General features: G+C 67.1%; 22 protein-coding genes and 3 tRNA genes. 10 read left to right on the plus strand and 15 right to left on the minus strand.

Annotation, left to right across the window (positions count from 1 at the left end; genetic code table 11):
- Positions 1-2 precede the first annotated feature (2 nt).
- A tRNA-Met gene (locus VGN66_RS13740) sits at positions 3-79 on the plus strand.
- A 99-nt stretch (positions 80-178) separates the two neighbouring features.
- Here the strand turns inward: VGN66_RS13740 and VGN66_RS13745 are convergent.
- From VGN66_RS13745 to VGN66_RS13765, 5 genes are all read right to left on the minus strand, one after another.
- A tRNA-Thr gene (locus tag VGN66_RS13745) sits at positions 179-254 on the minus strand.
- Between the two features lie 52 nt (positions 255-306).
- Positions 307-1,167 carry a hypothetical protein gene (locus VGN66_RS13750; RefSeq protein WP_327519389.1) on the minus strand — a complete coding sequence of 287 codons (861 nt, stop codon included), beginning with the start codon at positions 1,165-1,167 and terminating at the stop codon, positions 307-309.
- Positions 1,168-1,179: 12 nt separating this feature from the next.
- Complete coding sequence (locus tag VGN66_RS13755; RefSeq protein ID WP_327519390.1) at positions 1,180-1,794, minus strand: response regulator transcription factor; 615 nt, start codon at positions 1,792-1,794, stop codon at positions 1,180-1,182.
- Between the two features lie 80 nt (positions 1,795-1,874).
- Positions 1,875-5,435: a CHASE domain-containing protein gene (locus VGN66_RS13760; RefSeq protein WP_327519391.1), complete on the minus strand. Its 3,561-nt coding sequence runs from the start codon at positions 5,433-5,435 to the stop codon at positions 1,875-1,877.
- Between the two features lie 130 nt (positions 5,436-5,565).
- Positions 5,566-5,642, minus strand: a tRNA-Pro gene (locus tag VGN66_RS13765).
- Between the two features lie 193 nt (positions 5,643-5,835).
- Between VGN66_RS13765 and yajC the strand changes: the two genes are divergently transcribed.
- The 4 genes from yajC (at position 5,836) to VGN66_RS13785 (ending at position 9,399) form a co-directional block, all read left to right on the plus strand.
- Positions 5,836-6,177: a preprotein translocase subunit YajC gene (gene yajC / locus VGN66_RS13770; RefSeq protein WP_224920471.1), complete on the plus strand. Its 342-nt coding sequence runs from the start codon at positions 5,836-5,838 to the stop codon at positions 6,175-6,177.
- Positions 6,177-7,820, plus strand: coding sequence for a protein translocase subunit SecD (secD, locus tag VGN66_RS13775; protein ID WP_327519392.1), 1,644 nt, complete (start codon positions 6,177-6,179; stop codon positions 7,818-7,820). Before yajC ends, secD begins: the two co-directional genes overlap by 1 nt.
- Positions 7,821-7,832: 12 nt before the next feature.
- The gene (gene secF / locus VGN66_RS13780; RefSeq protein WP_327519393.1) at positions 7,833-8,810 is read left to right on the plus strand and encodes a protein translocase subunit SecF; all 978 of its coding nucleotides are present in this window, start codon (positions 7,833-7,835) and stop codon (positions 8,808-8,810) included.
- A 226-nt stretch (positions 8,811-9,036) separates the two neighbouring features.
- Entirely contained in the window at positions 9,037-9,399 is a 363-nt protein-coding gene (locus VGN66_RS13785; protein ID WP_327519395.1) for an MTH938/NDUFAF3 family protein, read from the plus strand.
- Here the strand turns inward: VGN66_RS13785 and VGN66_RS13790 are convergent.
- Positions 9,396-10,523, minus strand: a complete 1,128-nt coding sequence (locus tag VGN66_RS13790; RefSeq protein WP_327519396.1) for a tetratricopeptide repeat protein — start codon at positions 10,521-10,523, stop codon at positions 9,396-9,398. The two genes, VGN66_RS13785 and VGN66_RS13790, sit on opposite strands and share 4 nt — an antisense overlap.
- A 144-nt stretch (positions 10,524-10,667) precedes the next feature.
- Between VGN66_RS13790 and VGN66_RS13795 the strand changes: the two genes are divergently transcribed.
- Positions 10,668-11,789 (plus strand): DUF3089 domain-containing protein, encoded by a 1,122-nt coding sequence (locus tag VGN66_RS13795; protein ID WP_327519397.1) that lies wholly within the window; start codon positions 10,668-10,670, stop codon positions 11,787-11,789.
- Here the strand turns inward: VGN66_RS13795 and VGN66_RS13800 are convergent.
- The 3 genes from VGN66_RS13800 to VGN66_RS13810 form a co-directional block, all read right to left on the minus strand.
- Positions 11,786-12,952, minus strand: a complete 1,167-nt coding sequence (locus VGN66_RS13800; RefSeq protein ID WP_327519398.1) for a glycosyltransferase — start codon at positions 12,950-12,952, stop codon at positions 11,786-11,788. The two genes, VGN66_RS13795 and VGN66_RS13800, sit on opposite strands and share 4 nt — an antisense overlap.
- Positions 12,953-12,998: 46 nt before the next feature.
- Positions 12,999-13,379, minus strand: a complete 381-nt coding sequence (locus tag VGN66_RS13805) for a glycine zipper 2TM domain-containing protein (RefSeq protein ID WP_327519399.1) — start codon at positions 13,377-13,379, stop codon at positions 12,999-13,001.
- Between the two features lie 100 nt (positions 13,380-13,479).
- Positions 13,480-13,806, minus strand: coding sequence for a glycine zipper 2TM domain-containing protein (locus tag VGN66_RS13810; protein WP_327519400.1), 327 nt, complete (start codon positions 13,804-13,806; stop codon positions 13,480-13,482).
- Positions 13,807-13,898: 92 nt separating this feature from the next.
- Between VGN66_RS13810 and VGN66_RS13815 the strand changes: the two genes are divergently transcribed.
- Positions 13,899-14,330: a cupin domain-containing protein gene (locus tag VGN66_RS13815; RefSeq protein WP_327519401.1), complete on the plus strand. Its 432-nt coding sequence runs from the start codon at positions 13,899-13,901 to the stop codon at positions 14,328-14,330.
- A 1,094-nt stretch (positions 14,331-15,424) separates the two neighbouring features.
- Positions 15,425-16,168, plus strand: coding sequence for a sulfite exporter TauE/SafE family protein (locus VGN66_RS13820; RefSeq protein ID WP_327519402.1), 744 nt, complete (start codon positions 15,425-15,427; stop codon positions 16,166-16,168).
- A 227-nt stretch (positions 16,169-16,395) separates the two neighbouring features.
- On the opposite strand, the gene dnaJ is transcribed toward VGN66_RS13820, so the two are convergent.
- Positions 16,396-17,502 (minus strand): molecular chaperone DnaJ, encoded by a 1,107-nt coding sequence (dnaJ, locus tag VGN66_RS13825; protein WP_327519403.1) that lies wholly within the window; start codon positions 17,500-17,502, stop codon positions 16,396-16,398.
- A 68-nt stretch (positions 17,503-17,570) separates the two neighbouring features.
- The gene (gene dnaK / locus VGN66_RS13830) at positions 17,571-19,475 is read right to left on the minus strand and encodes a molecular chaperone DnaK (protein ID WP_327519404.1); all 1,905 of its coding nucleotides are present in this window, start codon (positions 19,473-19,475) and stop codon (positions 17,571-17,573) included.
- Between the two features lie 176 nt (positions 19,476-19,651).
- Between dnaK and VGN66_RS13835 the strand changes: the two genes are divergently transcribed.
- Positions 19,652-20,080: a copper chaperone PCu(A)C gene (locus VGN66_RS13835; protein ID WP_327519405.1), complete on the plus strand. Its 429-nt coding sequence runs from the start codon at positions 19,652-19,654 to the stop codon at positions 20,078-20,080.
- Between the two features lie 45 nt (positions 20,081-20,125).
- On the opposite strand, the gene VGN66_RS13840 is transcribed toward VGN66_RS13835, so the two are convergent.
- From VGN66_RS13840 to VGN66_RS13850, 3 genes are all read right to left on the minus strand, one after another.
- The gene (locus tag VGN66_RS13840; protein ID WP_327519406.1) at positions 20,126-20,317 is read right to left on the minus strand and encodes a hypothetical protein; all 192 of its coding nucleotides are present in this window, start codon (positions 20,315-20,317) and stop codon (positions 20,126-20,128) included.
- The gene (locus tag VGN66_RS13845; protein WP_327519407.1) at positions 20,314-21,462 is read right to left on the minus strand and encodes a PepSY-associated TM helix domain-containing protein; all 1,149 of its coding nucleotides are present in this window, start codon (positions 21,460-21,462) and stop codon (positions 20,314-20,316) included. Before VGN66_RS13845 ends, VGN66_RS13840 begins: the two co-directional genes overlap by 4 nt.
- 92 nt (positions 21,463-21,554) lie before the next feature.
- Positions 21,555-22,085 (minus strand): rRNA large subunit pseudouridine synthase E, encoded by a 531-nt coding sequence (locus tag VGN66_RS13850; protein ID WP_224920454.1) that lies wholly within the window; start codon positions 22,083-22,085, stop codon positions 21,555-21,557.
- Positions 22,086-22,132: 47 nt separating this feature from the next.
- Between VGN66_RS13850 and VGN66_RS13855 the strand changes: the two genes are divergently transcribed.
- A complete protein-coding gene (locus VGN66_RS13855; RefSeq protein WP_327519408.1) occupies positions 22,133-22,594 on the plus strand; it encodes a vgr related protein in 462 nt (153 codons plus the stop codon).
- A 6-nt stretch (positions 22,595-22,600) separates the two neighbouring features.
- Here the strand turns inward: VGN66_RS13855 and VGN66_RS13860 are convergent, their stop codons facing one another.
- Positions 22,601-24,283, minus strand: coding sequence for a hypothetical protein (locus VGN66_RS13860; RefSeq protein ID WP_327519409.1), 1,683 nt, complete (start codon positions 24,281-24,283; stop codon positions 22,601-22,603).
- Positions 24,284-24,452 lie beyond the last annotated feature (169 nt).

Below are 24,452 nucleotides of genomic sequence, written 5' to 3' on the forward strand. Positions count from 1 at the left end.
GGCGCGGGGTGGAGCAGCCCGGTAGCTCGTCAGGCTCATAACCTGAAGGTCGTTGGTTCAAATCCAACCCCCGCAACCATCACAACACAATCAGCCGCCTCCGGGCGGCTTTTTTGCGTCCGGCGCAGATCAAACGCGCGCAGGCGTTGTGCTGGCGACCTGCATGCTTGCTATGGAATGGTGCCGGTTGCAGGAATCGAACCCGCGACCTTCGGTTTACAAAACCGCTGCTCTACCAGCTGAGCTAAACCGGCGCGGCGGGCCTTGCGTGATGCGCGACCCGCGTCTGGATTGCGTCCCTTTGCGTCAAGCGATGCCGAACGTCCAGCCCTCTGATCGCGCAATTTCCGGCGACATCGCTGCGGGCTGCCACAGCCCTGCGGTATCAACGGCGCGTCGCAGCCACGCCACGGTCAGCAGCGCGTCGGTCGCATGGTCAGTGTAGCGCTCGAGCGGGGCATGCCGGGCCGACCCCAGCGCCCCTAGCGCGGTATCAAGCGAGGCGGCATCGCGCAGCTTGGATCGCCCCTTGCGCGCCCCAGCAGCGCGGGCAGCGATCGCGGTATAGATTTCGACCACGCACGCGCCGCGAACGGGCAGGGGATCGAACGGCCAGACCGGCACAGCGCCATTGAGCCGGTGGAGCAGGCGCATGCCCGCAAAGCTCGCCTTGGCCACCTGCGCCGCGCCGATCGCGTCGAACACAGTCGAGGGTTTGGTGCTGCCGTCGTGCGCGACCTCACACGCGCGCCAGTGCAGGAAATCGGCCTTCACGCCATCGGCGGCACCCAGATAGAAATGCGTCCCGCGCCGCGCATCGATGAACCCCGCCGCGCCCAGGTCTTCGTCACCGGCCGCCGCAGCGTCGATATGCGCCCACAGCGCGCGGGCATCGTCGCTCTGCGTTTCTCCGGGAAGATGCGCCCCACGCCCCACGAACGGCGCGGAGAAGCTGAAATCAAACCCGATCAGCAGCGGGTCGTTCGCCTGCTCCAGCACCCATTCGAGCACGTCCCGGCGCGACCAGGCACGAGAGGGCGGCGTAATCAGGCGTGGCGCCTCTTCACCCGCCTCGCACAGCGCAACCGCGATGCCAGGGTGACGCGTACCTTTCGCGCCGGACCAGTCGATCGCGGCGAAGCGGGTGAAATGATGCGGAGCCGCCATGGTCGAGCCGGATCAGCCCGGCGTCTCGATCCCCGCGAGCACGGCCAGCCGGATCGCCTCGGCGAAGCTCGACACGTCGAGCTTGAGCATGATCCGCGCGCGGTGCGATTCGACCGTACGGACGCTCAGCCCGAGTTTCTCGGCGACTTCGCGGTTGGTCAGGCCATCGACCAGCAGCGACAGGATCTCCACCTCGCGCTCGCTCAGCGTTTCCAACCGTTCACGGTCGCGATCCGACCTGTTTTCCTCGGCGAGATTGCGGTCGAGCATGTCAAACGCGATCTTGAGCGGCCCCAGCAGCTTTTCGAGCGTAAAGGGCTTTTCGATGAAATCGATCGCGCCACGCTTCAGCGATTCGACGGCTGAGGTGATCTGTCCCTGCCCCGACACGATAATCGCCGGAAAGCGCGTATGGTCGAGCGAACGCAGCGCCTCATTCCCCGACAGGCCCGGCATGTTGAGGTCGAGCAGCACCACGCCGGGCGCCGCCCCATCCTGCGCCGCGGTCAAAAACGCCTCTGCCGACTCCCACGCACTCACCGAAACGCCGGGCAGCGTTGCCACCAGGCTGGAGATAACATCGCGGGCAAGATCATCGTCATCGACGACATGAATGGTTCTGGGCATTTTCATTCGCTGTTTGGAAGCGGAGCAGGCGTGATAACGAGCATAATCCGCAAGTCCATATGATCGCGCGACGTTACTACTCAACTTGATACGTTCTGGGAACTTGTTTCGATCACGCTGAGGAGGGCTTGCGCAAGGATAATGCGCTCGCCGGGTGTTGCATCGATCATCATCCGCTCGGTTTCCCGTGCCTTGTCACCAAGTTGCACGTCGCCGAAGTGCCCGGCAGTCCCCGCCAGCTTGTGGATTTCAGAGAGCAGCGCGGCAATCGCCTGCGGGTCGTCGGCGGCAATGGGATCGAACGCGCGCAGCGTCGCGGCCAGCGCAGCGCGCCGCTCGGCATAGCGTGCGACGAGGGACGCGGGCAGTGGTTCGGGCGGCGGCGGCGTGGTCGGCACCTGCGCGGCGCGGACATTGCCGGAATGGCGCCGTGCCCAGGTCGCGATCGCGCTCTCCAGCGCCTCGCGCCGCACCGGTTTGGCCAGATGCGCCTGCATGCCTGCGGCGAAACAGGCGTCGATATCGTTCTGATAGACGTTCGCCGACAGTGCGACGATCGGCAGCGTCTCGGCGCTATAGCCCATGCCGCGCAGCCGCTTTGTGGCGCCGATGCCGTCGAGGACGGGCATCTGGATATCCATCAGGATCAGGTCATAAGGCGTTCCGGCCTGAGCCGCAGCCTCGGCGCGGACGACGGCTTCGGAACCGTTGTTGGCGACATCGAGCGCGAGCCCCAGCCGGGCGGCGGTGGCGCGGATCAGCGCCTGATTGATCTCATTGTCCTCGGCCAGCAGCACGCGAATCGCCGCCGCCGCCGACTCATCGCGTTGCTGCCCCCTCGGCAAATCGCTGGCGGGCGCGTCGTCATCCTCCAGCGATGCGGGAATACAGGGCAGGGTGAAATGAAAGCTGCTGCCTTCATGCACCCGGCTCTGCACCTTCAGGTTCCCGCCCATCAGCCGCACGAGCGAGCTCGAGATCGTCAGGCCAAGTCCGGCCCCCGACCCGGTCGAGCGCGCCACGGGATCGAGCTGGACAAAGGATTTGAAGATGTCGGCAATCCGCTCTGGCGGGATTCCGGGGCCGGAATCGACCACCGCAAACCGCATCAGATCGCCGACGCGGCTCACCTCAAGCCGCACGAACCCCTGTTCGGTGAACTTGACCGCATTCCCGAGCAGGTTGAGCAGCACCTGACGCAGGCGCAGCTTGTCCCCGCGCACGATCGGGGGCAGCGTCGGGTCGATCTGCACCTCCAGCCACACGTCGCGGCGGCGCACGGTCGGCATCAGCATGCGGATCGCGGAATTGGCCAGCTCCTCGATCGCGACGGGCTCGTCGGAAAGCTCCAGATGCCCCGCCTCGATCTTCGACAGGTCGAGCACATCGTTGAGCAGCGCCATCATGTTGCTGCCCGATTCGATGATGATCTGGGCATAGTTGCGCTGTTCGGTCGCCAGTTTCGATTCGAGCAGCAATTCGGCAAAGCCGATCACCCCGTTCATTGGCGTGCGGATTTCATGGCTCAGATTGGCGAGGAACGCACCGCGTGACTGCGCCTCGCGCTGCGCCGAATCGCGTGCCTTGAGCAATTGTTCGCGCACCCGCGTTTCGTTGGTGACGTCCTGCATCACCCCAAACAGGGCACCGGGCTTGCCGTCCGGGCGTGGTTCGGCGCGGCCGATATAGGACAGATACCGGGTCTCGCCGTCATCATCGCGGGTAATCCGCACGCGCAGGCTGAACGGGTGCTGGTCGCGCACCGACGCCAGCATCGCCTGCCAGGTCTGGCCCCGGTCCTCGGCATGGAGATAGTCGAGCGCCTCGTCCCGTGTGATCGGTCGCGCAGGATCGCGTCCATGGATGCGATAGACTTCGTCGGACCACAGCAGCGTGCCCGCCGCGATGTCGTATCGCCAATGCCCGACATGCGTCGTCGCCTCGGTCATCAGCAGCAGGCGGTTCGTCTCCGACAGTTCGGCGGTGGAGCGCTCCACCTCGCGCGTCACCACTGCCTCGCGGCGCGCGACGACGAACAGCACGGCTGCAAGCGCGAGGTTGATCGTCAGGCCCGTCAGCAGGACGAGCAGCGGCTCGACGCTGCGGGTCCGCTCCTCGAACGCGGCGGTGCTGCGCCATTCCAGCGACCAGACGCGCCCCGCCACATTGAACTGACGCGACGTGACAAAGGCTGGCTGATGCGTCGCCTTGGGCTGGCCGGACAGGGTATCGTACACCGATACCCACCGGTCCGCCCCGTTGCGCGCGCGGATCAGCAGCTCGAAATCGCTGCCCTGTCCCGGGTTCAGGTCGCTGAAAAACCGCTCGGCAGGGAAGGGGTGATAGACCCATCCGATCAGCGTGCGGCGGCGCTCCGCCACCGTGCGCGGTGGTTCCGCCGCCGAATAGACCGGTCGCATGACCGTGAAACCGTAGCCGGGGCCGCGATACTGGATGAAATCGAGCGGCCGCGTCACCACTGCCGCGCCGGCGTCGCGCGCCTGGTCGGCGGCCTGGCGGCGCTTGGGGTCGAAGGTAATGTCCATCCCCAGAACGGCGCGGTTCTTTTCCAGCGGATAAATATAGGTGACGACATAATGGTCGCCACGCGCCGGTGCGCGCTGGATCCGGTCGATCGGCAGGCCGTTGCGCCGCGCCTCCGCCTGAAACGCGGCGACGTCCGCCCGCGGAACCCGTCGGATGAACCCGATGTCGCGAATGCCGGCATAGCTGCGTTCGATGTCGATCACCTTGGCATAGGCGACCCATTCGTCCCAGGTTACGCGCTCACCCGCCGTGAACAGCGCCGAGGCGGCATCGAGGCTTCGTGCGGCGCGGTTCAGCCGCTCGCGCAACGCCTGCTCGTTTTCCGCAGCGAGCGCGGTGAAACTCGCCCTGCTGCTTTCGATCACCCGCTCGCGTGCATTGATCCACGCGAACATGGTCAGCGCCAGGCCCAGGCCACAGCCGAGCGCGATATAGCCAAACAGGCCCCGGATCGACGCGCCGCGCCACACCGCTCGAAACCGCCGCCGCATCCCGATCATCGCAAAGGGCGCGACGGTCAGGATGCCCAAAATATCTCCCAGCGCCCAGGTCGCCATGCTGCCCGGCACGCGCTCAACGGGAAAGTCGCGCAGCGCCATCAGCGCAAGGTGCCCGATCGACGCCGACACCAGCGCCGGGACGATGATGCCGATGCCAATCGCTACCGCGACGTCGCGAACCCGCGTTAGCTCGAGATGATCGCCGAACCGGCGGCGCAGCAGCATATCGGCGATCAGGGCCTGCAGCGTCGCGCCGACCGCGGTCCACACCGCCAGTCCGCCCGCGCGCAGCAACCCCGATCCGATCGACATGCCCAGGATCGTGTTAAGCGTCAGCGAGGCAAGGAACACCGCGGGCAACAGCCAGCGCCCGTACAGCAGGACCGCGCCCACTGCGACGCCAGAGGGCAGCCACAGCATCGTGACATGGGCCGGTGGAATGGCGAGTTGTCGCGCGACCCACCCGCTCAGCACGAACAGCAGGATCAGGATCACGCTCAGCCGCAGGCGCGTCGGAATCGACAGCGGCGCCGCGCCCGCCGGCACGCCGGGGGATGGATCGTCAGCAGAAAGGACGTCGCGCGCAGGCTCCACGACACGATCTATAGCAAGCCGCGCGGCGGATGCATCCCTCACGTTACAGCCGTAACGAGACGAGGGATCAGGACTATATCTGAACTGCGGAGGACCGCGCCCGCGGGCAATTGCCTCATGCGGGAAATCTTGGTCGGGGCGACAGGATTCGAACCTGCGACCCCCACACCCCCAGTGTGATGCGCTACCAGGCTGCGCTACGCCCCGACCGAAGGCAGGCCCTCTAGGCGCGTGTCGCCGGGGATGCAAGGGGTTCTGTCACCTTGCGGGCTCGCTTGGCCGACTTGGGGCGATGATCCGCCACAGTTGCATGGCGGCAACACAAGTGGTAGCCCGCGCCGCTTGAACCGGGGGGCTTGGCTCCCCACCAATAGGCCCACACTCCAGGCCCGGGAAACCCATGATCATCACCCCAGCATTCGCACAGGCCGCAGGCAGCGCGGCAGGCCAGGGCGGCGGCGCCGCCTCGTTCCTTTCGATCGCGCCGCTCGTCCTGATCTTCGTCGCCTTCTACTTCCTGATGATTCGCCCGCAGCAAAAGCGGATGAAGACGCTTCAGGCATCGATCGGATCGATGAAGAAGAACGACACCGTCGTCACGGCGGGCGGTCTGGTTGGTAAGGTGGTGTCGGTCGACGACGTCTATGCCAATGTCGAAATCGCGCCGACCGTGAAGGTCAAGGTGGTCAAGGCGACCATCGTCGAGGTCCAGCCGCTCGGCGGCAAGCCCGCGAACGACTGATGCTCGATTTTCCCAAGTGGAAGGTCTGGGCAGTCTGGCTCAGCATCGCCGTCTGCCTGTTGCTGGCGATCCCCAGCTTCGTGCCGGAAAGCGCGCGTGAGCGCTGGCCGTCGTGGATCCCGCAGCCATCGATCAACCTCGGCCTCGACCTGGCCGGCGGCAGCTCGATCCTGCTCGAAGCGGACGTCGACGATCTCGCGCGCACCCGCCTCGCGGCCAAGCGCGACGAGATCGAAACCGAGTTCCGCCGTCAGGATCCCCGGATCGACATCGGCGACATCTCGACCCGCGACAACCGCATCAGCTTCATGGTGCGCAACGTGGCGCAGGTCGATGCCGCGCGCGAACGCCTGCTCCAGCTGACTGGCAGCGGCGTCGGCATGTCGGGCCAGCGCGACTGGACGATCGAGGTGCGCGACGGCACCCGCTTCATCGTCAGCCAGACCAGCGCCGGGCTCGATCAGGCGGTGACGCAGGCTATGGGCGATGCGCGCGAAGTGGTCGACCGCCGCATCAACGCGCTCGGTACGCTCGAACCGACGATCATCCTTCAGGGGCGCAACCGCATCCTCGTCGAAGTGCCGGGGGTCAAGGATCCCGAGGCGCTCAAGCGCACGATCGGCACCACCGCACGGCTTGAGTTCAAGCTGGTCGACACCACCGCCAATCCGGCGGAGATCGCCGCCGGCCGTCCGCCGATCGGCAGCGAGATCATGGCCTATCCGGGCGCTCCCGGTGGCGCGCCCTATATCGCCTATCCGACCAAGGAGGGAGAGGTCGCGAAGATCGCGCTCAAGCGTCAGATCATCGTCAGCGGCGATCAGCTGATCGACGCCAAGCAGGAATTCGACCAGGACCAGCGCGTCGTGGTGGGCTTCACCTTCGACACGCAGGGCGGCCGCCGCTTTGCGCAGGCGACCCAGACCAACACCGGCAAGCCGTTCGCGATCATCGTCGATGGTCAGGTGATCTCCGCGCCGAACATCAACGAACCGATCCTTGGCGGTCGCGGGCAGATTTCGGGCGGGTTCACCGTCGAAAGCGCCAACGAACTCGCCATCGCGCTGCGCTCGGGCAAGCTGCCCGTCGCGCTCAAGGTGGTCGAGGAGCGGACGGTTTCGGCCGAGCTCGGTCAGGAATCGATCGAAAAGGGCATCCTTGCCGGCATCGTCGGCACGCTCGCGCTGATCGCGTTCATGCTGTTCACCTATCTGCGGTTCGGCGTCTACACCGCCGCCGCGCTGCTGGTGAACGCGGTCATGGTGCTCGGCATCATGGCGTTCTTTGGCGCCACGCTGACGCTGCCCGGCATCGCCGGCTTCGTGCTGACCATCGGTGCTGCGGTCGACGCCAACGTGCTGATCAACGAACGCATCCGTGAAGAACAGCGCATCCGTGGCCGCGCCGCGATCGCCTCGGTCGAATTCGGCTATAAGGAAGCGAGCCGCGCGATCTTCGACGCGAACATCACCAACGTCATTTCGGCGGCGATCATGTTCCTGTTCGGCACCGGCCCGATCCGCGGCTTTGCGGTCGTGCTCGCGATCGGCATCATCACCTCGGTGTTCACCGGCGTCACCTTCACGCGTCTGCTCGTTGCCGATTATCTGAAGCGCAACCGTCCCAAGACGATCAATATTTAAGGCCGCCCAGATATGCGCCCTCTCAAGCTCGTCCCTGACAACACCAACATCCCGTTCCTCAAATGGCGGAACGTGGCGATGGCGTTGTCGATGTTGCTCATCATCGGCTCGATCGTGCTGTGCTTCGTCAAGGGCTTCAACCTCGGCATTGATTTCGTCGGCGGGCAACAGACCCGCGTGACGTTCAGCCAGTCGATCGACATCGAAACGCTGCGCCAGCGCGTCGAAGGGCTCGGCTATGGCGAGGCGACGATCCAGCGCAGCGGCTCGACGAACGAATATTCGGTCCGCACCCCGCTGCCCGAGGGTGGTGAGGAAGCGGCGAACAAGGCCGCCTCGGCAATTCGCACCACGATCCAGCAGGGCTATCCCGGCGCACAGGTCGAAGGCGCACAGAGCGTGTCGGGCAAGGTGTCGGAAGAGCTGTTCCGCAACGGTGCGATCAGCCTGACGCTCGCGATGATTGCCATTGCGCTGTATGTCTGGTTCCGCTTCGAATGGCAGTTCGGCGTTGGCGCCCTGTTCGCGCTGTTCCACGACGTCGCGCTGACGCTCGGCTTTTTCGCGCTGACCCAGCTTGAGTTCGACCTCAACATCGTCGCCGCGATCCTGACGATCATCGGCTATTCATTGAACGACACCATCGTCGTGTATGACCGTATTCGCGAGAATATGCGCAAATACCGCAAGATGGAGATGGGCGAACTGCTCGACCTGTCGATCAATGAAACGCTGTCACGCACCGTTGTTACCTCGCTGTCGATCGGCATCGTGCTGACCATCCTGCTGGTGCTCGGACCCGACGTGATTTTCGGCTTCACCGCCGCGATGCTGCTCGGCATCGTCATCGGCACCTTCTCGTCGGTCTATGTCTCGGCGGCGATCCTGCTGTGGCTGCGGCTCAAGCCCGACAGCTTCCTGCCCAAGGAAGCGACCGGGCCGAAGGGCGCCGAGCGCACCGGTCCTGCCGACTTCAAGGACATGCCCTGACAGATCTCCCTCGCCCCTCCGCAGGAGGGGAGAGGGATGCGCAGACTTGGGTCTTGCGAAGCAAGGCCTTAGTCGGAGCTGGGAGAGGGGGGCGGCTACGCAGTAGCCGCGCGGAGCGAAGCTCCGCTCTACCCCTCTCCAAGCTGCGCTAGGCAGGAAGCTGCCAAGCTGCGCTATCCTCTCCCCTATCAAGGGGAGAGGGGGAGTAACGGCAAGGAAACATCACATGCGGGTAGATCGAACACGAATCGAGGGTCCGGTCGTCTCGGGGTTCAGCGGTCGTGGTTTCCGCGTCGATGATGGGGTCTATGACGGGCTGATCCTCACGCCGACGCGTGCCGATGGCTGGTCGCCCCCGCCGCTCGCGGAACTCACCGTCGCCGATTTCGCGCCGCTGCTGGCGATGGACACGCTGCCGGAATTTCTGATCCTCGGCACCGGGACGACACTGCGCCGCCCCCCGGCGGCGCTGGAGGCGGCATTGCCCTTCGGCATCGAGCCGATGGACAGCCGCGCGGCAGCGCGCCTGTGGGGCGTGCTCAGGGCCGAACTCCGCGGCGTGGCTGCGGCGCTCTATCCGCTCGATTAACGCGCGGTCGCGAGCGTCCAGCTCGCGCGCACCTGCCCGGTGAAGATCGGGGCAAAACTCCGTAACTCGGCGCTCGCCGCACGGTCATAGTCGGCATGCCGCCCCTGCGCCGCCAGCGCCTCTGTCGCTGCCGTCCGATACAGCGCCCGCGCTTCGCCGGCACGCGCACCATCCTCCACGATCAAGCTGGCAAGACTCCACGCCCCGATCACCCGATCGCGGTCGCCGGCCGGCAGCATCGCCAGCTTGATGCTCAATGCGCGGCGGTACAGCCCTTCCGCCGCATCGCGCCGCCCCAGTGCCCGCTCCGCCGCCGCCAGCCCGTTCAGGCTGTTGGCAGTATCGGGATGCATCTCGCCCAGCAGCCTCACGCGAATGCCCAGCGCCATGCGCAGCGCCATCGCGGCGTCGAACAGCAATCGGCGGCGCAGCATCGCGTCGACCGGTTCAACCCCGCCCGCGCCAGCCATCGGGAGGAACGGGGACAGCACCGCCTGACGCAAGGTAAAGCTCCGCCGAAACCCCGCCTGCACGCTGGTCGCACCCGCCATCCGAACCAGATGCGACCCCAGATTATTGAGCGCGACCGCAAACTCGGCCTCCGCTTCTGGCCCCAGCCGCTGCAACGTCGCCGCCGCCTCGCGATACAGCGCATAGGCGTCTTCGCCGCGCCCCATCGCCGCCAGGACACCGGCGCGATTGCCTTGCGCGCGCGTGAGGTCGAGCCGCGCGTCCGGCCCGGCGGCGGTGAGGATCGCGACCGCCCGCGCCGACAGCGCCTCCGCCTCATCCAGCCGCCCGGCATCTGCCGCAAGGCCCGCCAGCTGGCTCAGGCTGCGCGCGACGGCCGGATGCGCCGCGCCATGCCGGGCAAGCCGGATCTCGAACGCCCGCCTGTAAAACGGCTCGGCCTCACGCGGACGCGCCTGCTTGGCCAGATTGTCCGCCAGTCGCTCCGCCGCATCCGCCAGCGCGTCGCTCGGCCTGCGCCCCGCGTCCCCAACCGCACGCCGCAGGATCGGCTCAGCCTCGCGATAGCGCCCGGCATCCTCCAGCGCGCGTGTCGCGTCCGGCGGCGCGCTCTGCGTCACCAGCAACAGGGCAAGGGCAGGGGCGAACGCCATTCGACCAACCTTGCCCGCCCGGCGCGGACGCGCAAGCGACAGTTGCTGACATTGCGGTTGCTCGCGCGACTCTCACCATACCCGATCTTCCAATCGCGGTCCGACTCGTGCATATGGATCGCAAAATAACGGGGAGAGAAGACCATGCTGACCGCCGCAATTGCGATCGCCGCCGCTCAGGTCGCGGCACCCGCGCCTGCCGACTATCGCGATACCGCCAACTGGCTCTGCCGCCCGGGTCGGGAAGATGCCTGCACCGTCAATCTCGACGCCACGGTGGTTGCGCCCGACGGATCGCGCACGATCGAGAAGTTCACGCCGGCAGCAAACCCGAAATTCGATTGCTTCTACGTCTATCCCACCGTGTCGACCGATGAGACGCCGAACAGCGACCTCAGCATCGACGCCGCCGAGCGCCGCGTCGCGATGATTCAGGCCGCGCGCTTCCGCAGCGTGTGCCGCGTCTTCGCGCCGATGTACCGTCAGGTGACGATGAAGGCATTGCGCGCGGTGATGACCGGCCAGCCCTCGGGCGCCGATCCCGTGCTCGGCTATCGCGACGTGAAGGCAGCGTTCGACGATTATATGAAGCACGACAATCAGGGGCGCGGCGTCGTCCTGATCGGCCACAGCCAGGGCGCGCGGATGCTTTCGCAACTGCTCGAGCGTGAGTTCGACGGCAAACCCGCAGCGATGAAGCCGATCATCTCGGCGATGCCGATCGGCTTCAATCTTGACCTCGCCGCCGGCCAGCGCACCGGTACGCTCAAGTCGATCCCGACCTGCGCCAGCGCGACCGAAACCGGCTGCGTCGTCACCTATGTCAGCTTCCGCGCCACCGTCCCGCCGCCCGCCAAGAGCCGCTTCGCTCGCGCCGCTGTGGGGATGCAGGTCGCCTGTACCAACCCCGTCGCACTCGGCGGCGGCTCCGCAACGCTCGACGCCTATCTCCCCACCGGCTCGCTGATCGGCTCGGCCCCCGCCTTTGCATGGAGCAAGGGCGGCGCGCCCGTCACCACCAACTTCGTCAAGCTGCCCGGCATGATCGCGGGCGCCTGTGTCGTGAAGGACGGGGCGAGCTATTTCGAAATGACGCTGAAGCCCGACCCCGCCGATGCGCGCACCGACGACATTCCCGGCGACCTGATGGTCGGCCCGCAGCGGCTCGACGATTGGGGGCTGCACCTGATCGACATGAATCTGGCGCTGGGCGATCTGGTGAAGCTGGCCGAGGTTCAGGCGGCGGCGTGGGAGAAGAAGCGCTAAGCGCGCACCAACTCCGACAGATGCGCATACAACGCCGCAGTGTTCGCCTCCCAGGTGAACCCTGCGGCCCCGGCGCGCACCGCATCGACCGGGGGAGGGGCGGCGATCAGCGCCGCAATCGCCTCGGCAAACGCCGCCGCGTTCCGCGCAACGATCCGACCATGCTCCGGTGCCGTCACCAACTCGCGCGCGCCGCCGGCATCGGGGATCACCACCGGCGCCCCGCTCGCCAGCGCCTCGACCCAAGCGTTCGCCAGCCCTTCGGACGAAGACGCCAGCGCCATCACATCCGCCGCAGCGAGCAATCCGGGCAGCTCGCCATGCGCCACGCTGCCCAGCAGCGTCACCCGGTCGCCAACCCCCAGCCGCGCAATCTGCCCCACAAGCTTCGGCCGCTCCGGCCCCTCGCCCGCGATCATCAGCCGCACACCGGGCAGCGCCGCGACCGCATCAATCACGATATCATGCCCCTTGCGAGGGATCAGCGCGCCGACGCTCGCGACCAGCGGGCCTGAAACCCCCAGCGCAGCCTTCGCCGCCGCCCGGTCGCGCGGCGCGAACCGGTCGAGGTCGACGCCCGTGCGGTGAACCCGAATCTTCGCGCCATCCATCCCCAGCACGACCATGTCGTCCCGCATCGATCCGGCGACCGCGAGCAGCCCCTCGGCACGCCGCCCGGCCTCCAGCACCTGGTCGGCAGTCCCCGGCGCGCGGCCCCAATGGTGGATATCCGCCCCGCGCGCCTTGATCGACACCGGCACGCCGAACGCGCGGCCCAACTCGACCGCCGCGACGCCATCGGGAAAGAAAAAGCTCGCATCGATCACGTCGAACGCAAACTCGCGCCGGATCGCGCGCAACAGCGGCCTCAGCCGCGCCGCCAGCATCGAAGCGTGAAATCGCCCCCCGGTCCCCGGCAGATTGGCGAAGCGCGGACGCCAGGTTTCGACGCCCTTCCAACCCTCATGCCGGGGCAGTGCGGCGAGCGCGGCATAGCGCCCCAAACGCGACAACGGCCATGGCGGCAGCCCGACCGGCGCGACCAGTTTCAATTCGACTCCGGGATACGCCGCCAGCCCAAGCGTCTGCCGCTCGACAAACACGCCGAAATTGGGCCGCGACGCATCGGGGAACAACGACGAAAGGGTGAGCACGCGAAGCATACGCTCCGCGCACTACACCCTTTGCGTTAACGTTACGAAACCGGGATTAGCGGCAGCGTACTTCGCCGCGATCGACCGAAGACCCGATCGCCGCACCACCGGCCGCGCCGATGATCGTGCCCAGCGTCTTCGACCCGCCCGGCGCGATGATGTTGCCGAGCACACCGCCGGCAATGCCGCCAACGATCAGGCCGGCGCTGCCATCGCGACGCTTGCAGTAATAGCGGCCGTCGCGCCCGACATAGACATTGTCGCCACGGCTCAGTCGGCGCTCCTGATAGTTGCCGTCGCGATAATAGCGTGCGGCATCCCAATCGCCGCGGCTGGCATAGCCGGGCCGGTCGCCGCCATATTGGCTGCAGGCACCGGTCAGCGCCATCGCGCTCGCACTCAATGCGATCATGCCGGTACGGATCAAATTAGTCATTGGGCATCTCCCTGTCGGATACCCCCCGCGTCTGATTGGCCAACGAAACGGGGCGCGGAAATATCCCGCGCCCCGTCTCATTTACCAAAGAAGCTTGGGATTAGCGGCAGCGCTTGCGGCTGCCACTCCGCTCGATCTCGCGGCCCGCCAGTGCGCCGACTGCGGCGCCGGCCAGCGTGCCGACCGTGCGGTCGCCGCGCGTATCGATCGTGCGACCGACCAGCGCGCCGGCAACACCGCCGACGACCAGGCCGGTCGTGCCATCGGGCTTGCGGCAATAGCGGCGACCGTCACGGCCCTTCCACTCGCGATAGGCCTGGCGGTTCTTCTTGCTCTGCGCCTGCGCCTCGCTCGAGGTGTTTGGCAGCATGGCGGTCGCGGGGATGACCAGCGAAGCGGCGCCAAGCGCCAGCATCAGGTTACGCATAATCTCTACTCCATCTTCCTGAACTCGGGGAAAGAACGCTGCGGCTTTGGGCGGGGTTTCATGAACGTAACATTTCGTGCAGTTCATCCCCCATGCAGGAAGCCCGCACCCTCATCGAACGCCTCGCTCTCGCCCCCCATCCCGAGGGCGGATGGTACCGGGAAACATGGCGTTCTCAATCACTTGAGCATGGCGGCCGCTCCCCCGGCACGGCGATCCTGTTCCTGCTGGAACAGGGGCAAAGGTCGCACTGGCACCGTGTCGACGCCGATGAGCTGTGGCTGTGGCACGCCGGATCGCCGCTCGACCTGATGATCGCCGACGCGGCGGACGCCAATCCTGAGACGATCGTGCTTGGCGGCGACGTGATCACTGGCTACCAGCCGCAGGCGCGCGTTCCGGCGACTCGCTGGCAGGCGGCGGACGCGCATCGCGGCTGGGCGCTCGTCAGCTGCATCGTGGTCCCCGGCTTCGACTTTGCCGGGTTCGAGCTCGCCGCCCCCGACTGGTCCCCGGCCCGCTAATTTTCTTCCCGTGATTCACGTTATCCACAGGTCGTAACGGACGATCGGCACTTCGTCCGACTCGCAAAGCGTGACAGCATCATGGGGCAGGCAGATGCGGACGCAGCGGGAAACCAAAGCGAAATCAGATGTTTGTCACGGCCTGAACCATGCAGGTGCCTTCGGGAAACCGCATGGAACGGGACGGGGACGCCACCCCGGGAAACCGTGAAGGCGATGTTCGCATCGGCTTTGCGCGAACGGAACGGACAGGCGTCCAATGGCATCCCGGGCATTCGTGCCGGGGGTGACAGGCGGAAGGGCAGGGGCTGGTGTCTTCGGACAACGGGCCGGACTGGAAGCCATGGACGCAAAACCCGTCTTCGGACCGGGTGGAGCGGGTTGCAGCGGAGCGGCGGCGCCTTCGGGCACGGCCAGGAAGATGCAGCCACAGCCGCAACGGAACTGGACGCCTTCGGGCAACAGGACCGACGCGAGGTGATCGAATGAAACGACCCTTCGGGGATCGTGTCGATCGATGACCGGACCGCGATGCCGGAGCGCCGCAAGGCGCAAAGGGATCGCAAGGACATCGAGGCGGGAACGCGGCTCTTCGGAGCCGACCCCGTCCCGGTGACCGGCCAGCGGACGCCCAGCGACCGTTGGAACGCGGGGTTCCACGTCCCTTGCCGGTTAGTGGAACACCGCCTGCCGCCACCGCGGCGCGCCCGTCTCCCGGATGGGCAAGCGAGCGGACGGCGACACCGGGGGGCTGGCGGAAACGCCGGCCCTCTTTTGGTTTTGGGGGCGAGGGCACGCGCGCGGCGCCGCTCTTTTTCCCCCTCTCTCCGCTTGCGGGGAGAGGGCCGGGGAGAGGGGCAGGCTCCCACCAGCGAATGGCCTGAGATGACAGCCCGCTCTCCCCGCAAGCAGAGAGAGGGCTAATTCCTCCAACATCATCGTCACCCCGGCCTCCGTGCCGGGGTCCACCCCGCCTCACTTCCGACGCTCTAGCCGCTTGCTTCGCGCCCATCTCCCGGTGGACCCCGGAACAAGTCCGGGGTGACAATAAACGGACTGGACGCAGACCACCCGCTCGTTACGCCTCTACCCCAATGCCATTCGACTCCCTTCACCTCGCGCTCGCCGCCTGCATGTTCCTCGGCGCCTTGCTCTATTCCACCGTCGGCCATGGCGGCGCGTCGTCCTACATCGCGCTGATGGCGCTGTTCAGCGTCCCGGTCGCGACAATGCGGCCGACCGCGCTCGTCCTCAACCTGATCGTCGCGAGCCTGGGATCGATCCGCTACGCCCGCGCCGGGCTGTTCCGTTGGCGGACATTGTGGCCGTTCCTCGTTGGCGCCATCCCGGCGGCATTCGTGGGCGGCATGATCCACGTGCCCCCCGAAATCTACCGCCCGGCAATGGGCGCGGTGCTGCTGTTCTCCGCCGCCCGCATGCTATGGCCGCGCGAGTTGAAGGCCGAGCGCGAATGGCATGATCCGCCGCTGTGGCTCGCCATCCTCGCCGGGATCGGCCTCGGCCTGCTCGCCGGGCTGACCGGCACCGGCGGGGGCATCTTCCTCTCGCCGCTACTGCTGTTCCTCGCCTGGTCGGCGCCGAAGCCAGCCTCGGGCGTCGTGGCGGTCTTCATCCTCGCTAATTCCGCCGCAGGGCTCGCGGGCAATTTCGCCTCGGTCGGCAGCCTGCCCCCCGAACTCCCGCTCTACGCGGTCGCGGTCCTCGCGGGTGGTCTGATCGGCACCACGCTTGGCATCAAGCTACCGCAGAAGTGGATCCTGCGCGCGCTCGGCCTCGTCCTGCTGGTCGCGAGCGCGAAGCTGTTCGGGGTCTATTGAGCGACGCGCGATAAACCTCACGCACCTTGCCGTTTGTGCTGAGCTTGTCGAAGCACCGCTCCTGCGCTGACAGACGGCGGGCTCCGGCCCTTCGACAAGCTCAGGGCGAACGGCTGTAGACAAATGTTCGACGCGATAACCGGTTCTGCGTCCCGACTTTGAGCCGCGACGAGGCTTCCTCTTCGCTTCCGCCCCCGGCTCAAGGCCGGGGCGACGGGGGAGAGCGCTCAGCCCCCCACCGCCTTCTTCAGCTTGTCGAAGAACCCGGTCGAAATCGGGCACTCCTCACCCGTCTCCAGCGCGCGGAACTGTTCCAGCAGCGCGCGCTGTTCGCCCGACAGCTTGGTCGGGATCTCGACCTCGATCCGCACCACCAGATCGCCGCGACCGCGCCCCTGCAGCACGGGCATGCCCGCGCCGCGCTGGCGCACCTCGCGTCCGCTCTGGGTGCCGGGGTGGAGGTGGATCTTGTGCACTTCGCCGTCCGGGCCGGGGATCTCGATCTCGCCGCCCAGCGCCGCCGTGGTGAAGCTGATCGGCGCGCGTGCGAACAAGGTCGTGCCCTCACGCTCGAACAGCGCGTGCGGCTTCACATGCAGAAAGATGTAAAGGTCGCCCGGAGGGGCACCGCGCGCGCCCGCTTCGCCCTGACCCGCCATGCGGATGCGGGTGCCTTCGTCGACGCCCGGCGGGATGTTGACCGCCAGCGTCACCGTCTTGTCGACGCGACCCTCGCCCCGGCAATTGCGGCACGGATCGGCGATCGTCTGGCCCGCGCCGTGGCACGATGGACAGGTCCGCTCGACCACGAAAAAGCCCTGCTGCGCCCGCACCTTGCCGTGCCCTGCACAGGTGGTGCAGCGCTTGGCCATCGTGCCCGGCGATGCGCCGGTGCCGCCGCACGGCTCGCACGGGCCGGACACGTCGATGGTTATGTCGGTCGCCTTGCCGTTGAAGGCGTCTTCCAGGCTGATTTCCATGTCGTAGCGCAGGTCGGCGCCGCGCGCCTGGCGCTGTCCGCCACCGCCGCGTCCGCCCATGAACTCGCCGAACATGGATTCGAAAATGTCGGAAAAGGCGTCGAAACCCTGCCCGCCGCCGCCGCCCTGCGGCCCGGCATGACCAAACCGGTCATAGGCCGCACGCTTCTGCGGGTCCTTCAGACAGTCATAGGCTTCGTTGATTGCCTTGAACTTGGCTTCCTGCTCCTTGCACCCGCCATGCTTGTCGGGGTGGCACTGGATCGCGAGCTTGCGGAACGCCGACTTGATCGTCGCATCGTCCGCATCGCGCGAAATGCCGAGCAGTTCGTAATAGTCAGTCTGGGTGGTCATTCACTCGGCCCCCGCCCGAACCCCCGCCGCCTTTCCTTGGGACTGAAAGGGGCGGGGGGGAGCATAAATTACGCCTTGTTGTCGTCCACCTCGGAGAATTCGGCGTCGACCACGTCGTCCGCCGGCTTCTCCGCAGCCGCATCTGCCTGAGGCGAAGCCTCACTCTGCTGCTGCTTCTCGTAGATCGCCTGACCCAGCTTCATCGCGACCTGCGCAAGGGCCTGGCTCTTCTCGTTCATTGCTTCGGCGTCGTTGCTCTCGACCGCTGCCTTGGCCGCGTCGATCGCCGACTGGATCTCGCCCTTCAGCGCCTCATCCACCTTGTCGCCATTCTCGGCGAGCTGGCGTTCGGTGGTGTGGATCAGCGATTCCGCATTGTTCTTCGCCTCGGCAGACGCGCGACGCGCCTTGTCCTCCTCCGCGAACTTCTCGGCGTCGCGCACCATCTGGTCGATGTCGCTGTCCGACAGGCCACCGCTGGCCTGGATGCGGATCTGCTGCTCCTTGCCGGTGCCCTTGTCCTTGGCCGACACGTTGACCAGGCCGTTGGCGTCGATGTCGAAGATCACTTCGATCTGCGGCACGCCGCGCGGGGCAGGGGGGATGCCGACCAGGTCGAACTGACCCAGCATCTTGTTGTCCGCTGCCATTTCGCGCTCGCCCTGGAACACGCGGATCGTCACCGCCTGCTGATTGTCATCGGCAGTCGAGTAAACCTGCGACTTCTTGGTCGGGATCGTCGTGTTGCGGTCGATCATGCGGGTGAACACGCCACCCAGCGTCTCGATGCCCAGCGACAGCGGGGTCACGTCGAGCAGCAGCACGTCCTTGACGTCGCCCTGCAGCACGCCGGCCTGGATCGCAGCACCAATCGCCACCACCTCATCGGGGTTGACGCCGGTGTGCGGCTCCTTGCCAAAGAACTCCTTCACGACCTGGCGCACCTTGGGCATGCGGGTCATGCCGCCGACCAGCACCACTTCGTCGATCTGCGCGGCCTTGACGCCCGCATCCGACATCGCCTTGCGGCACGGCTCGAGCGTACGCGTGATCAGGGCGTCGACCAGCCGCTCCAGCTCCGCGCGCGACAGCGTCTTGACGAGGTGCTTCGGGCCGTTCTGATCGGCGGTGATGAAGGGCAGGTTGACCTCGGTCGTCTGCGCCGACGACAGCTCGATCTTCGCCTTTTCGGCCGCTTCCTTCAGACGCTGGAGTGCCAGCTTGTCCTTGGTCAGGTCGATGCCTTCGGCCTTCTGGAACTCCTCGGCGAAATACTTGACCAGCGTGGAATCGAAATCCTCGCCGCCCAGGAAGGTGTCGCCATTGGTCGCCTTCACCTCGAACACGCCATCGCCGATCTCGAGGATCGAGATGTCGAACGTGCCGCCGCCAAGGTCATAGACCGCGATCGTCTTGTTGTTGTCCTTGTCGAGGCCATAGGCGAGCGCCGCCGCCGTCGGCTCGTTGATGATGCGCAGCACTTCAAGGCCGGCAATCTTGCCCGCGTCCTTGGTTGCCTGGCGCTGTGCGTCATTGAAGTACGCCGGGACGGTGATGACCGCCTGCGTCACGGTCTCGCCCAGATAGGACTCGGCGGTCTCCTTCATCTTCTGAAGGATGAACGCGCTGATCTGGCTCGGCGAATAATCTTCGCCGCCTGCCTTGACCCATGCGTCGCCGTTCGAACCCTTCACGATCGTGTAGGGGACCAGCTCGGTGTCCTTCTTGGTGATGGGATCGTCATAGCGGCGGCCGATCAGGCGCTTGACCGCAAAAATCGTGTTGTCACCATTGGTGACGGCCTGGCGCTTGGCCGGCTGGCCGATCAGTCGCTCGCCATCCTTGCCGAACGCAACGATCGACGGCGTGGTGCGTGCGCCTTCAGCATTCTCGATCACTTTGGGCTTGCCGCCCTCCATCACTGCCACGCAGCTGTTGGTCGTGCCGAGATCGATTCCGATAACTTTACCCATGAGTCCTCTAAGGCCCCCGTCTGCTAAATCTAGTTAATCCAGTGCGTTACCGCGCCCCTAAAGCGGCAACGCGGCCTTCACAAAGCGGGATATAGGCGTGCCGCGCCTTGTCGCAAGGCCATGGCGCACCTAGGAATTTCCCGAAGGTTCCCGAATCGGGAGGAGGAGTTTCGAAGATGCGGTCTTTCGTGATGGCGGTGATGGCGGCGGTGACGCTCGCCGGATGCGAACAGGCACAGCTTGGCGTCGATGACGCCTGGGTCCGCTTGCCCGCAGTGTCGAGCCGTCCGGGCGCGGCCTATTTCACCATAAAGGGCGGGGCGGATGCCACCAGCCTGCTCGGTGTCTCCTCGCCGGCAGCGGTGCGGACCGAACTGCACGAAATGAAGCATGAAGGCGGCATGATGACGATGACGCCGCTCAAGGACGTCGCGATCCCCGCCGGATCGACGGTCAAGTTCGAACCGGGCGGCAAGCACGTCATGCTCTACGATATCTCCCCCGAAGTCCGCGCCGGCGGCAAAATCCCGCTGCGCTTGGCTTTCGCCAACGGCAAGACGATCGAGGTCGAAGCCGAACTGCGCGCGCCGGGGCAGGAGAAATAGGCGCACGGTTCGCCCGGCGTATTTGTCTAGCTAATTGTCTGGGTGTCAGGAACGGCGCAGCCAGCTGCGCAGGAAAAGCAGGACGGGAAGGGCGAGCAACAGCGACGCGGCCACATCGCGCCATCCGTCACCGGTGAGGCCGAGGATCAGGCCGATCAGGCTCGCGACCAGCAGCACTGCCGGCATCGCGAGCACGCCCAGCGCCCCGCGCGGTGCGATGCGGCGCGACCCGGTCACAGCGCCGCTCCGGCATGGACGATCTCGTCCACCGCCCGCTCGGTCCCGCGCGCGCCCTTGCCCAGCCACAGCTGCAGCCCGCTCCACAGCACCCAGATCGTCGCCAGCGTCAGCATCGCCCACAGGATCTTGAGCGCGATCCCGCCATAATCGCCAAAGTGCAGCGGCTTGGACAGCATCAGCGCCTGATTGAGCGCAGGCATCACTGCGGTGTCGGTCAGAACGCCCGTCTCGGCATCCACCAGCGCGGGGGTCAGCACATGGCTGGTCAGCGGCGTGTCGCCCTGAAAGAAGATCGCATAATGCCGCCCGCTGCTCCACGCGCCGCCGGGAAAGCCGATAAACTGCGGCGACACGCCCGGCAGCGCCGCTTGCGCCGCCGCCATCGCCGTGTCGACCGACCCGTAAACGGCGGGGGCCAGCGGCCGGTCGCCGCCATGCGCAGCGACCATCGCCTTGAGCTCACCCTCGCGCCAGCTGTCGGTCAGCGGATCGGCAAAGGCGTTGATCACCCCGGTCAGCCCGACCACCAGCGCCCAGCCCAATGTCACCACGCCCAACAAATTATGCGTATCGAGCCGCCGCACCCGCTTGCTCCGGGTCTTGCGCAACGTCCCGAAGCGCAGGCGGCGCATGAACGGGACATAGAGCACCACGCCCGAGATGATCGCGAGCACGAACAGCCCGCCCATCACGCCAAGGAAGAACATCCCCGGCAGCCCCAGGAACATGTCGGTGTGCAGCTGGAGCAGGAAGTGCATCACGCCTTCCTCCCTGATCTCGCCCGCGCTCGTGCCGGTGGTGCGGTCATAGGAAAACAGCCGCATCGCCGATCCCGGCGCATCAGGCGTCGGACCCGTCGTCACGGTGATAATCGGATTGTCCTGGCTGAACCCGACGAACAGCGGTACCCCGCCGCCACCCTCGGCCACTGCCTTGGCGATCAGCGTGTCGAGCGGTACGCCGCCCTGCGCCGACGGCATGCCCTGCATCGCCGCCGCCGCGTCATGCTCGGTCAGCGCCTCGATCTCGTCATGGAAAATCAGCGGTAGCCCGGTGACGCACAGCATCAGCAGGAACGCGGTGCACACGATGCTCGACCATTTATGGATCAGGAACCAGGCCTTGATCGTCGAGCGGGACACGGTGCGCGGCTTTCCTCGGCAAACAACGTTACGCCGCGCGCCTACCCCGCTTCGCCGCGCCCGTCAATGCGAGGCATTCGCATTTGCAGCCGCTAAACGCTGCGCCACGTCCCCGGCGCAACATCATCCAGCGTCCAGTCGCCCACCCGCCAGCGCACCAGCCGCAACGTCGGATGCCCCACCGCCGCCGTCATCCGCCGCACCTGGCGGTTGCGCCCCTCGGTGATCGTCACCGCGATCCAGCAATCGGGCACGCTCTTGCGGAACCGCACCGGCGGATCGCGCGGCCAGATCGCGGGCGGGTCGATCCGCTCGGCCAGCGCCGGCCGCGTCAGCCCGTCCTTCAACCGCACGCCCGTCCGCAGCGCCGCCAGCGCCGCCTCGTCCGGCTCGCCCTCGACCTGCACCCAATAGGTCTTGGCGACCTTGTGCTTCGGGTCCGCGATCCGCGCCTGCAACCGCCCGTCATCGGTCAGCAGCAACAGCCCCTCGCTGTCCCGATCCAACCGCCCGGCAGGATACACCCCCGGCACGTCGATAAACCCGGCCAGCGTCGGATGCCCGCTCCCTTCATCGGTGAATTGCGACAGGACGCCCCATGGCTTGTTGAACAGGATCAGCATGACCCAGCTCTAGACATAACCCGCCTGCGCATCCACCTCTTGCGACAATGACTGCCCGCCGCCCGCTCACCCCCGGAGAGATCGCCCTGTCGCGCAGCGTGTTCGGCGACGCGATCGACTATGCCGCCGCCGGGGTCGCCAACCGCAAATGGATCTTCTTCCAGCCGCGCAACGTGACGATGGCCCCGCTCGGCTGCATCCATTTCCACCCGAAGGGCACCGCGTATCGCGACGATTTCGCCACTGCCTCGCTCGGCCTGCAGGCGCACTTCATTCATGAAATGACCCATGTGTGGCAGCATCAGCGCGGCCTCTTCCTGCCGCTGCGCCGCCACCCGTTCTGCCGCTACGATTACGCGATCAAGCCCGGCTGGACGCTCGAGCGCTACGGCATCGAGCAGCAGGCGGAGATCGTCGCCCACGCCTTCCTCCTCGCGCGCGGCGCACCCGTCCCCGGTGCGCCGCCGCGCGAAGTCTACCGCGCCATCCTGCCCTTCACGCCTAGCTGACCGCGCTCACTGCGGTCGTTCGGACGTGCGGTCCTTGAGCGACTGCCCCGGTTCGCTGCTCCGCGCCGGGGGCGGGGGAGGCGGCGGAGGGGGAGGAGGCGGCGGCGGTGGCGGCGGAGCCACCCGCACCGGCGGCGGCGGCGGCGGTGCAACCCGTACCGGCGCCGGCTGCACGCGCGGCTGCCCCTGCGGCTGCGGACGCCATTGCGGCGCAGGCGAAGCGATCGGCGCATCCTGCGGCGGCGCCACGCGCACCGGGCGCTGCGGCCCGCTCTCACGTGGTGCCCCGCCCTCGGGCACCCGCCGCCGCCATTCGGCTGGCCGCTCACCACCGGGCCGTCCGAAACCGGGCCGCGTCGGAGTGACTGTCGGAGGCGTCGAGACGACCGGAGGCGTAGGTGTAGGCGTAGGCGTCGGGGCAGGGGTCGCAACCGGCGGACGACCGCCCGGACGCCCGGTTCCAGGCCCGCCGTCAGGCCGACCACCGCCCGGTCGCCCGGTGCCGGGTTGCCAGCCTTCAGGCCGCCCACCACCCGGCCGCCCAGTTCCGGGCTGACCACCCTCCGGCCGACCACCACCCGGCCGCCCGGTCCCCGGCGGTCCACCCTCGGGGCGACCACCGCCCGGCCGCCCAGTTCCCGGCTGTCCGCCTTCAGGCCGACCGCCGCCCGGCCGTCCAGTTCCCGGCGCGCCACCCTCGGGTCGCCCACCACCCGGACGTCCAACGCCCGGCTGCCAGCCATCAGGACGCCCGGTTCCGGGCCTTCCAGTCCCAGGCCGACCATCTCCAGGACGCGGCCCGCCGGGCCGTCCAGCCTCAGGCCGCCCGCCGCCGGGCCGTCCAGCACCCGGACGGCCATCGCCATCGCGCCACGGCGGACGCACGCCCAGCCCCGGCCGACCCGGTCGCCCCGGCCCGTCAAAGCGCGGCGGCGGCCCGCGAAACCCGTCGCGCTGCCAGCGCCGGAAGCGGTCACCGTCCAGCCGCCGCCGCTCGCGCTCGCGCTCCAGCCGCAACCGCCAGCGCACCGCATCCGACGTGCCGCGCCAGCGCTGCCACCCCGGATGCCGCACGCGCCCGGTTTCCCAGCGCAGCCGCCATTCGATCACCGTCGCGACCTGCCCGGCCCACCACCCGGCATCGACCGCATCCCATTGCTCGGTGCCATCCGCCGCCTCGCGCAGCGCGACCGCGCGATCGTACAGCTCCTCGGCGCGATCATCCCACATGTCGCTCTCGCGCGGGGACAGCGCCGCCCCGCCGCTGTCATAGACGACCGCCAGCCGCTGCCGCTGAAACGCGAACGACCGCCGCGCCTCCTGCACCAGGAACGGCGTGTCGGCGTCCGGTTCGAAATAATAATAGCGCATCGCGCCGTCGCGGTCGGCCTCCGCCAGCACCAGATGCCCGGTCTGCAACTCCCAGCCCCACGCGTCATCGCCGCGATAGACAAAGGTGAAGTCCGGCGGCGCATCGCCAATCGCCTCCAACAGCCCATCGGCGGCGTCGATCCAGTAATAGTCCCCGGAGTCCGCCCGCCACCCGGCCTGCGCGACAGGGGAGGGGGCATAGGCCCCGGGCGCCGGCGCACTCGCCGCACTCGCCGAGCCTATAACGCCACCCGCCAGCACCAGCCCGACCGCCGCCAGGCTCACGCCACGCACTCCACGCCCACTCACCTGCCGCATCGTCCCGCTCCTAAAGTCCATGCCCGGATATTCGGCGAGTCGGTATGAACGGCGGGTGGATGGATTTTGGGGACGAACGGGGTCAGCGCGTTTCCCAAATCCTCCCCCGCCAGGGGGAGGTGGCACGCGCAGCGTGACGGAGGGGGGGGAAGGGGTGGCGTCAAAAACA

It is taken from the genome of Sphingomonas sp. (assembly GCF_035998645.1).
Taxonomy (GTDB): domain Bacteria; phylum Pseudomonadota; class Alphaproteobacteria; order Sphingomonadales; family Sphingomonadaceae; genus Sphingomonas.

What these genes read in the sequence shown, in the direction of transcription:
- VGN66_RS13750 (WP_327519389.1), bottom strand. Translation starts at nt 1,167, where the DNA reads ATGGCGGCTCCGCATCATTTCACCCGCTTCGCCGCGATCGACTGGTCC.
- VGN66_RS13755 (WP_327519390.1), bottom strand. Translation starts at nt 1,794, where the DNA reads ATGCCCAGAACCATTCATGTCGTCGATGACGATGATCTTGCCCGCGAT.
- yajC (WP_224920471.1), top strand. Translation starts at nt 5,836, where the DNA reads ATGATCATCACCCCAGCATTCGCACAGGCCGCAGGCAGCGCGGCAGGC.
- secD (WP_327519392.1), top strand. Translation starts at nt 6,177, where the DNA reads ATGCTCGATTTTCCCAAGTGGAAGGTCTGGGCAGTCTGGCTCAGCATC.
- secF (WP_327519393.1), top strand. Translation starts at nt 7,833, where the DNA reads ATGCGCCCTCTCAAGCTCGTCCCTGACAACACCAACATCCCGTTCCTC.
- VGN66_RS13785 (WP_327519395.1), top strand. Translation starts at nt 9,037, where the DNA reads ATGCGGGTAGATCGAACACGAATCGAGGGTCCGGTCGTCTCGGGGTTC.
- VGN66_RS13790 (WP_327519396.1), bottom strand. Translation starts at nt 10,523, where the DNA reads ATGGCGTTCGCCCCTGCCCTTGCCCTGTTGCTGGTGACGCAGAGCGCG.
- VGN66_RS13795 (WP_327519397.1), top strand. Translation starts at nt 10,668, where the DNA reads ATGCTGACCGCCGCAATTGCGATCGCCGCCGCTCAGGTCGCGGCACCC.
- VGN66_RS13800 (WP_327519398.1), bottom strand. Translation starts at nt 12,952, where the DNA reads ATGCTTCGCGTGCTCACCCTTTCGTCGTTGTTCCCCGATGCGTCGCGG.
- VGN66_RS13805 (WP_327519399.1), bottom strand. Translation starts at nt 13,379, where the DNA reads ATGACTAATTTGATCCGTACCGGCATGATCGCATTGAGTGCGAGCGCG.
- VGN66_RS13810 (WP_327519400.1), bottom strand. Translation starts at nt 13,806, where the DNA reads ATGCGTAACCTGATGCTGGCGCTTGGCGCCGCTTCGCTGGTCATCCCC.
- VGN66_RS13815 (WP_327519401.1), top strand. Translation starts at nt 13,899, where the DNA reads ATGCAGGAAGCCCGCACCCTCATCGAACGCCTCGCTCTCGCCCCCCAT.
- VGN66_RS13820 (WP_327519402.1), top strand. Translation starts at nt 15,425, where the DNA reads ATGCCATTCGACTCCCTTCACCTCGCGCTCGCCGCCTGCATGTTCCTC.
- dnaJ (WP_327519403.1), bottom strand. Translation starts at nt 17,502, where the DNA reads ATGACCACCCAGACTGACTATTACGAACTGCTCGGCATTTCGCGCGAT.
- dnaK (WP_327519404.1), bottom strand. Translation starts at nt 19,475, where the DNA reads ATGGGTAAAGTTATCGGAATCGATCTCGGCACGACCAACAGCTGCGTG.
- VGN66_RS13835 (WP_327519405.1), top strand. Translation starts at nt 19,652, where the DNA reads ATGCGGTCTTTCGTGATGGCGGTGATGGCGGCGGTGACGCTCGCCGGA.
- VGN66_RS13850 (WP_224920454.1), bottom strand. Translation starts at nt 22,085, where the DNA reads ATGCTGATCCTGTTCAACAAGCCATGGGGCGTCCTGTCGCAATTCACC.
- VGN66_RS13855 (WP_327519408.1), top strand. Translation starts at nt 22,133, where the DNA reads ATGACTGCCCGCCGCCCGCTCACCCCCGGAGAGATCGCCCTGTCGCGC.
- VGN66_RS13860 (WP_327519409.1), bottom strand. Translation starts at nt 24,283, where the DNA reads ATGCGGCAGGTGAGTGGGCGTGGAGTGCGTGGCGTGAGCCTGGCGGCG.